The sequence below is a fragment of the Nocardia asteroides genome (genome assembly GCF_021183625.1).
In the GTDB taxonomy this organism is placed as follows: domain Bacteria; phylum Actinomycetota; class Actinomycetes; order Mycobacteriales; family Mycobacteriaceae; genus Nocardia; species Nocardia asteroides_A.
Genome location: NZ_CP089214.1, coordinates 3,126,245 through 3,133,504, shown reverse-complemented (window position 1 = coordinate 3,133,504; position 7,260 = coordinate 3,126,245). Strand labels below are relative to the sequence as shown.

Below are 7,260 nucleotides of genomic sequence, written 5' to 3'. Positions count from 1 at the left end.
TCCGCCTGCGGCCCCGTCTCGCACGGGGCCGCAGGGCCCGCACGCCCGGATCGCGGATCGCGGCCCGGATCTCTCTTCGCTCTCGCGCGCGGCAGCGGCGTGTGCCCCCCGGCGGCCTCGGGCGGGGCCGCCACACAGCGACTAAGCCTTCGCGTCGGCCGCGGATGCGCTCACCGGCACCCTGCGCGGCCGATCCGACCCCGGCCACACGTAGGGCAGGTCCTCCGGCACCTCTGGAAAGTGCACCCGGTAGAACTCCGGATCCTTGTGCACCAGCGCCGCCTGATGACTCCGATGAAACGCCGCATCCCCGAGCCACGGCGGCAACTCGCCCGCCACCGCCAGCTCCCCCTGCGTCCGCGGCACAGCAATCCCGGTCCCCGCCGCCAGATCTCGCACCATCGTCGCCGCACAACTGTCCGCGTGCCCCAGCTCCACCCACGCCGCGCACACCTCCAGCCCGTACCGGACCAGCGCCTCCTCGTACCCCGCCCACATCGCCGCCGCCGGATGATGCCGCCACCCGTAGCCGGGCACCGTCAGCGCCCGCACCACCTGAATCCCCTCCACCCGCTGCTTCCCCAGCCGCTTCAGATCCAGCACGCGGGCGGTCGCGGTGAAGTCGGCGTAGGGCAGAAAGGTCTGCACCACCAGCACCTACCCGTTCTCCGCACGCTCACTCGCGCCATGACAACGACGGTGAGTCAGCTCGCCGCGAGCCGCTGGCCCGCCAGCTGATTGAGCGAGACGTTCATCTCGGCCGCTTCGCGCACCAGCCGCGCGTGCAGTTCGGCCGAGACGCGGACCATGAACTTCCCGCTGTACTTCCGCTCCGCCAGCGGGTGCGGCACCGGTTCACCGTTCGAAGCGAGGTCCGCCACGGTGTCCAGCACCAGGTCGCGGATGCCGGCGAGCGCCTCCTCCTGAGTGGCGGCGAGCCATGAGAGCGAGGGCAGCTCCGCGCACAGGCCGACGAACTCAGCGTCGTCGGCGGACCACAGCACGCGGTAGGCGTAGTGGGTGTGGTCGGGCAGGTCAGCCATGTCAGTCACCGTCTTCCGATCCCAGCCGCAGCAGTTGGTCGATCGCCGCGACAGCTTGTTTCACCTGGTAGACCTTGGCGCCACCATCCGGGCCCCGCTGGATATCGACGCGCGGATCGCCCGGCCACGGCATCCGGAACACCGCATGACTGGTTCCCTTCCGCCGCGGCGCCCCGAAGTACGCGCAGCACACGAGATAGAGCTCCGAATAGCTGATGTTGGTGGGTGATTCACGCATTCTCGCGAGAACCTTCTCGGCCTTGGCAATGCGTCGATAGTATCACCGGCGATACTGGTAGATGGAAACCTATTTGCTTCCGGGCCCAGGGGGCCTGATCCCGTGATGCCGCAGCGCAACATCAGGATGCGCACGTGTCCGCGACTTCCAAGCGTTCGCCCCATACGTATCGAAGATCGGATTCGCCGGATCGGCCTCCACCCCGCGGGAGCGCGCGGCGAGTTCAGGTGGCAGCGTGATCACCGGAATCCGCGCGTCGAGCACCGGGTTCAGGAAGTACGGGATGGAGATGCGGTCGGTGCCGGGGGCGGGGGCGAGCGCGCGGTGGCGGGTGGCGCGCAGGTATCCGCCGGTGGCGACTTCGAGCAGTTCGCCGATATTGACGATGAAGGCGCCGGGGAGCGGGTCGGCGTCGATCCAGCTCCCGTCCTCGCCCTCGACCTGCAAACCGCGCGAACCGGGCTCGACCAGCAGGAGCGTCAGGACGCCGGAGTCCTTGTGCGCCCCGACACCCTGCGGATTTTCCGCGCTGCCCGGGTAGCGCACCACCTTGATCAGGGTAGCCGGATCGCGGGCGAACGCGGCGTCGAAGTGCGATGCGGCGGCGCCGAGCGACACCGACCAGTGCCGCAGCAACCGCAGCCCGACCGCGGAGAGCAGCGCATCCCACCGCTCGAACGCGGGCCGGAAGGCGGGCAGCGCGGACGGCCACAGGTTCGGCCCCTGCAACCGCAGGTACCCGTCGACGCCGGGAATCACCGGCCGCTCGGGGCCGATATCGACCTGCTCCCGCCAGTCCACGGAGCCGTTGGTGAGCTCACCTCCGAGCCGCGAATACCCGCGGAACTGCGGGCTCTCCAACTGGCTGATCTCGGCCTTCGCCGCAGCGGGCAGCGCGAAGAACTCGCGGGCAAGCGCGAGGATCCCGCTGATCTCGGCCTCCGGCACCCCGTGCCCGACCAGGTAGAAGAACCCCGCCGAATGCGCGGCCTCGCGCAGGGCGGGGCGCAGCGTGGCCGGGTCGGCGGCGAGATCCAGCACGGGCAGCATCACTCCACCGTGCCGCCTGCCCGCGCCCCCGGCCAACCCCTCGGCTCGGCTCGAGCCAAATCAGGCCGGGCTGAGCAGCACGACCGGAATCCGCCGCTGCGTCCAGGACTGGTACGTGTCGAAATCCGCATACGCCTCGACCAGCCGCGGCCACAGCCGCTCCCGCTCGGCATCGTCGGCCTCGCGCGCGACGACGGCCCTGTGCTCACCGCCGATCTGCACGTGCGCCTGCGGGTGCGCGAGCAGGTTCAGGTACCACTGCGGGTGGTCCGCCTTCCCGCCCTGCGACCCGACCACCACGATGTCGGCGCCGTCGGTGATGTAGAGCAGCGGCGCGGTGAACGTCTTGCCCGACTTCCGCCCGGTGTGCTCGAGCAGCAGCGTCGGCACCGGCTTGCGGAAGCCGGCCCCGACCCGCCAGCTGCCGCCGACCTTGCCGTTGGTGCGGCGGTAGATCCAGGTATTGGCCCGCGATCCGTACTTCATGATCGTCCCGACCAGGGCGGAGTCGAGCAGGCGGGGCTTGTCCATGGACGTCCTTTTCAGCGCAGGATGAGCTTGGCGGAGCGCTCGATGCGCTCGGCGATCTCGGAATACGATTCGTACCCCATTCCGGCGCGCACCAGGGCACCGGCATAGAGCAGCTCCAGCGATTCCACGATCCCGGTGTCCGCGTTCGGGGCGAGCGCGCCGGTGAGCCGGTTGCGGATCTCGACGCCGATGCGGAGCCGCAGGTGCTGCACGTCCGGGTCGCGCCCGAGCAGCGCGCTGGTGACCGCGCCGGAGAATTCCGGCTCGTCCGCGACCAGCAGGGCGATATTGCGGAGTTCGGCGAGCACCCGCACCACGGGGTCGGCGTCGTCGCTCACCGGCGAGGGCGAACTGCGCAGGCGGCGCCAGAATATCTCGGCGACCAGGTGCTCCTTGGAGGAGAAATAGGTGTAGGCGGTGGCCGTCCCGACCCCCGCGCCTGCCGCTACCATACGGATGGTCATCCCGGCGAAACCCTCGCGCGCGAGTACCGTCATGGCCGATGTCGTGAGCTTCTCGACCGTTTCGGCTTGCTTCCCGGTGAGGCGCCTGCGGGTCGCTTCGAGGATCTTGGAATCGCCATCGGACATGTGTCTGGATGATACTCTGAACACCGGGTGGGATCAACTCGCCCGAGTGGCGTCACCGCAGGTCAACGAGTGGAGAGACAGGTCACAATGGCACCGGTCAACACCCTGGGAGTAGCAACGACCGAGGAGTTGTTCGCTTTCGCGGAGAAGGTTCCCGGCTTTCTTCCGGAACACGAGGGGCGCGCGCTCTTCGACGCCGCGAAACAATTCGCCGCGGGTGCCGTGATGGTGGAGATCGGAACCTATTGCGGGAAATCCGCAATTCTGCTCGGTGCCGCCGCCCGGGAAATCGACGCGGTGCTGTACACCATCGATCACCACCAGGGTTCGGAAGAGCACCAGCCCGGCTGGGAATACCACGACAGCTCCCTGGTCGATCCCGAGACCGGCCGTTTCGACACGTTGCCGACTTTCCGCCGGGCCGTGGTCAAGGCCGGGCTCACCGACCGCGTGCTCGCGATCGTCGGCGATTCGCCCACCGTCGCCGCCACCTGGCGCACCCCCATCGCCTTCCTCTTCATCGACGGCGGGCACTCCAGCGAGGCGGCGCACCGCGACTACGACGGCTGGGCGCCGTGGGTCGCCGATGGCGGGGTGCTGGCGATCCACGACGTCTTCCCCGACCCGGCCGACGGCGGGCGCCCGCCGTACGAGATCTACTGCCGGGCGCTGGAGAGCGGAGAGTTCCGCGAGATCGGGCACACCGGCTCGCTGCGGGTCCTGCAGCGGGTGGCGCCGACCGGGTGAGATGGGTTCGTGCCCCATGGGGATTTCCGGGGTCACGGCTAAGCTCTGGTCCTCATGGCGCCCGATGAGCTCGCGGACCTACTCGATCGGCTCATCGCCGGACGTGAGAGCGAAGTTGTCGAATTCAAGACCGCTCGCGATCAGTTCGACACGAACAAGACCGGCAAGTACGTCTCTGCGCTGAGCAATGAAGCGAATCTGCGTGGCGTCGATGCGGGATGGTTGGTGTTCGGAGTCGCCGACGACGGTCAGATCGTCGGCACGCGCCACTTGTCCTCCCTGGGGCAGCAGCAGGCATTGAAGCGGGAGATTCAGCAGTCGACCGGGCACCGCCTCAGCTTGCGGCAGATACATCAGCTCGATCGCGACGGCCGCATGGTGGTCCTGCTCGAGATCCCGGCAGCGCCCCGCAGCATCCCGATTCCTTGGAAGGGGCACTGCTGGGCACGAGCCGGCGAGAGCCTCGAACCTCTCTCCGACACCAAGCTCGATGCGATCCGCGCACAGTCGGCCGAGACGGACTGGACTGCTGGTGTTGTCCCGGAGGCAACGCTCGGCGATCTCGATCCGGTAGCCCTCGCCCGCGCTCGACAGGGATTCGCGGAACGGCGGGATGCTCGCATCCCGGCGCGTGAGGTCGAATCGTGGGATGACACGACCTTCCTGGACCGCGCAAAGTTGACTCGGAACGGCCGTATCACCCGTGCATGCCTGCTCCTCCTCGGCGCTGATCGTGCTCGCCATCTGCTGAGCCCCCATCCCGCGCAACTCACCTGGAGTCTCGTTGGTCCGGAGCAGGCATACGAGCATTTTCATCTGCCTTTCTTGCTCACCGCGACGGCTCTGTCCAAGCGGATTCGGAATGTGCAGATCAGATTGCTTCCCCCGGACGAGTTGATCTACCGCGAGATCAGCAAGTATGACGAGCGCAGTATTCTCGAAGCCTTCTACAACTGCATCGCTCACCAGGACTACCGCCGAAACTCTCGGATCATTGTCGTCGAACGCGTCGATCGGCTCGAATTCATCAGCGTCGGAGAGTTTTTCGACGGCGCACCCGACGAGTACGTCCTGCACGGCAGGATGCCTCGCAGCTACCGCAACCCTTTTCTGGTAGAGGCGATGACCCAGCTGAACCTCATAGATCAGATGGGCTACGGCATCCACCGCATGGTGCAGGATCAGGTCCGCCGCTTTCTGCCCTTGCCGGACTATGACCTGGCCGACCCCGGTGAGGTGAAATTGTCGATCCCCGGGGCGGTCATCGACGAGGGATACTCACGACTGCTCATGGTTCGTACCGATCTGCGTCTGGACGACATTCTGGCTCTCGATCGTGTGCAGAAGAATCTGCCGATTCCTGACGAAGCGGCCAAACGCCTCCGAAAGCAGAAGCTGATCGAAGGGCGCCGACCGCACCTGCACGTGAGTGCGGCCGTAGCCACAGCGACCGACGCCAAAGCCGACTACATCCGAACCCGGGCTTTGGACAACGAACACTACGAAAGGCTGCTCACCGAGTATCTGGCGCAGTTCGGGGAGGCCACCAGGACCGAGATCGACGCATTTCTCCTCGGCAAGTTCAGCGACGCGCTCGATCCGGAGGAGAAGTACCGGAAGGTGAGCACGCTGCTGACCCGGCTGCGACGAGCGGGGCGCATCGAGAACGCCGGTTCTCGGCGGGATTCCCGGTGGCGACTCGTTACTTGAATGCAGAAAGGAACGCTCGTACATCAGCACTGGTCAGGGCCCTATGTGGGGAGCAGGGCGGGTGAACTTGTTTCTGCTTCTTTCTGCAGTCGATCCAGCGCAGAAAGGCGCTGCAGCGCATGGTACTTATCGCGCTCTGACCGGTGCGTAGTCAGGCAGCTCGATGCCGTTGATCGCACGGTTGATGAGCTCGAAGTCCCACTCCGGCTCCGGCGGGGGCGGGATGTCCTTGCTCCGGGCGTGCAGCCGGCCCATCTCCTGGTTCGCCTCGACGAACGGGCGCATCCGCCGCTCGTAGGCCGGGAAGCCGGCTTCCGGGTCCCAGCCGGCCGCGGCCAGCTCCCCGGCGAGCAGGTATGCGCCGACCAGGGCCAGTCCGGTGCCCTGTCCGGAGAGCGGGGACGAGCTGAACGCCGCGTCCCCGAGCAGCGCGACCCGGCCGCTGGACCAGTGCTCCATCTTCACCTGGGCGACCTGGTCCAGGTAGAAGTCCGGCGTGTCGTCGAGGTGCGCGAGGATGCGCTCGGTTTCCCAGCCGAGCCCGGCCATCCGCTCCCGCAACAGCGCCTTCTGCGCGGAGATGTCGCGGTGGTCGACCGCCACGCCGGACGCCGCGAAGGTGAAGATCGCCATGGCCTGCTCGGCGTCCCGGATGGGCCGGAGCCCGGCCGAGCGGCCCGGCTCCTGGTGGTCGAGGAGCCAGCGGTCCAGGCCGAACTCGTTGGGCACGCTGTAGAAGGCGAGCATGTGCCCGAGGTGGTGGACGAACCGCTCGTGCGGGCCGAAGACCAGGGCGCGCAGCGACGAGTGCAGCCCGTCCGCGCCGATCACCAGCTCGAAGCGCCGCCGGTCACCGCTCGCGAAGGTCACCTCGACCCCGTCGGCGTCCTGGGTGAGTTCGGCGATGCGGTCGCCGAAGCGGTACTCGACGTCGGCGCGGGTGGCGTCGTAGAGCACGCGGGAGAAGTCCCCCCGCAGGATCTCGATGTCCGCGATGTACCCATCGCCGCCGTCGTCCTCCGCGCTGAAGGTCTCCAGCACGTTCCCGTCCGCGTCGACGGTGTGCGCACCCGCGGTCTTGGTCCGGGCCGCGCGCACCGCCGCGTCCAGCCCCATCCGCCGGATGACCTCCTTCGTCACTCCGCGCGCGTCGACAGCCTGGCCGCCGGGCCGTAGCTCGGGCGCCCGCTCGACCACGGTGACCTCCGCGCCCCACCGTTTCAGCCAGTGCGCCAGCGCGGGCCCCGCGATACTCGCTCCCGCGATCAGAACCCTGTTCGGCATGTCCGTTCCTCCTGCGCTCTCCGGCTAGTCGAAGGTAGGACGGCACACCCGCGCGGAAATCATCGGT

General features: G+C 67.8%; 9 protein-coding genes. 2 read left to right on the top strand and 7 right to left on the bottom strand.

The annotated features are described in order from the left end of the window. Positions 1–141: 141 nt before the first annotated feature. The 6 genes from LTT61_RS15180 to LTT61_RS15155 all read right to left on the bottom strand — a co-directional run bounded on the left by LTT61_RS15180 (position 142) and on the right by LTT61_RS15155 (position 3,452). Positions 142–648 (bottom strand): MSMEG_6728 family protein, encoded by a 507-nt coding sequence (locus tag LTT61_RS15180; protein WP_233020606.1) that lies wholly within the window; start codon positions 646–648, stop codon positions 142–144. Positions 649–704: 56 nt separating this feature from the next. Beyond that, entirely contained in the window at positions 705–1,043 is a 339-nt protein-coding gene (locus LTT61_RS15175; RefSeq protein WP_233020605.1) for a type II toxin-antitoxin system HicB family antitoxin, read from the bottom strand. Between the two features lies 1 nt (position 1,044). Next, on the bottom strand, positions 1,045–1,281 hold the full coding sequence (locus LTT61_RS15170) for a hypothetical protein (protein WP_233020604.1): 237 nt from the start codon (positions 1,279–1,281) through the stop codon (positions 1,045–1,047). Between the two features lie 69 nt (positions 1,282–1,350). Next, a complete protein-coding gene (locus LTT61_RS15165; protein ID WP_233020603.1) occupies positions 1,351–2,331 on the bottom strand; it encodes an isopenicillin N synthase family dioxygenase in 981 nt (326 codons plus the stop codon). A gap of 60 nt (positions 2,332–2,391) precedes the next feature. Then, the gene (locus LTT61_RS15160; RefSeq protein WP_233020602.1) at positions 2,392–2,862 is read right to left on the bottom strand and encodes a nitroreductase family deazaflavin-dependent oxidoreductase; all 471 of its coding nucleotides are present in this window, start codon (positions 2,860–2,862) and stop codon (positions 2,392–2,394) included. An 11-nt stretch (positions 2,863–2,873) separates the two neighbouring features. Next, a complete protein-coding gene (locus tag LTT61_RS15155) occupies positions 2,874–3,452 on the bottom strand; it encodes a TetR/AcrR family transcriptional regulator (protein ID WP_233020601.1) in 579 nt (192 codons plus the stop codon). A gap of 87 nt (positions 3,453–3,539) precedes the next feature. Here LTT61_RS15155 and LTT61_RS15150 point away from each other — a divergent pair, with 87 nt between their 5' ends. Together LTT61_RS15150 and LTT61_RS15145 are read left to right on the top strand one after the other, a co-directional pair. Then, positions 3,540–4,199 (top strand): class I SAM-dependent methyltransferase, encoded by a 660-nt coding sequence (locus LTT61_RS15150; RefSeq protein WP_233020600.1) that lies wholly within the window; start codon positions 3,540–3,542, stop codon positions 4,197–4,199. A 54-nt stretch (positions 4,200–4,253) separates the two neighbouring features. After that, entirely contained in the window at positions 4,254–5,909 is a 1,656-nt protein-coding gene (locus LTT61_RS15145) for an RNA-binding domain-containing protein (RefSeq protein WP_233020599.1), read from the top strand. Positions 5,910–6,035: 126 nt separating this feature from the next. On the opposite strand, the gene LTT61_RS15140 is transcribed toward LTT61_RS15145, so the two are convergent. Then, positions 6,036–7,193, bottom strand: coding sequence for an FAD-dependent monooxygenase (locus LTT61_RS15140; protein WP_233020598.1), 1,158 nt, complete (start codon positions 7,191–7,193; stop codon positions 6,036–6,038). Positions 7,194–7,260: the final 67 nt, after the last annotated feature.

What these genes read in the sequence shown, in the direction of transcription:
- LTT61_RS15145 (WP_233020599.1), top strand. Translation starts at nt 4,254, where the DNA reads ATGGCGCCCGATGAGCTCGCGGACCTACTCGATCGGCTCATCGCCGGA.
- LTT61_RS15160 (WP_233020602.1), bottom strand. Translation starts at nt 2,862, where the DNA reads ATGGACAAGCCCCGCCTGCTCGACTCCGCCCTGGTCGGGACGATCATG.
- LTT61_RS15140 (WP_233020598.1), bottom strand. Translation starts at nt 7,193, where the DNA reads ATGCCGAACAGGGTTCTGATCGCGGGAGCGAGTATCGCGGGGCCCGCG.
- LTT61_RS15155 (WP_233020601.1), bottom strand. Translation starts at nt 3,452, where the DNA reads ATGTCCGATGGCGATTCCAAGATCCTCGAAGCGACCCGCAGGCGCCTC.
- LTT61_RS15165 (WP_233020603.1), bottom strand. Translation starts at nt 2,331, where the DNA reads ATGCTGCCCGTGCTGGATCTCGCCGCCGACCCGGCCACGCTGCGCCCC.
- LTT61_RS15170 (WP_233020604.1), bottom strand. Translation starts at nt 1,281, where the DNA reads ATGCGTGAATCACCCACCAACATCAGCTATTCGGAGCTCTATCTCGTG.
- LTT61_RS15175 (WP_233020605.1), bottom strand. Translation starts at nt 1,043, where the DNA reads ATGGCTGACCTGCCCGACCACACCCACTACGCCTACCGCGTGCTGTGG.
- LTT61_RS15150 (WP_233020600.1), top strand. Translation starts at nt 3,540, where the DNA reads ATGGCACCGGTCAACACCCTGGGAGTAGCAACGACCGAGGAGTTGTTC.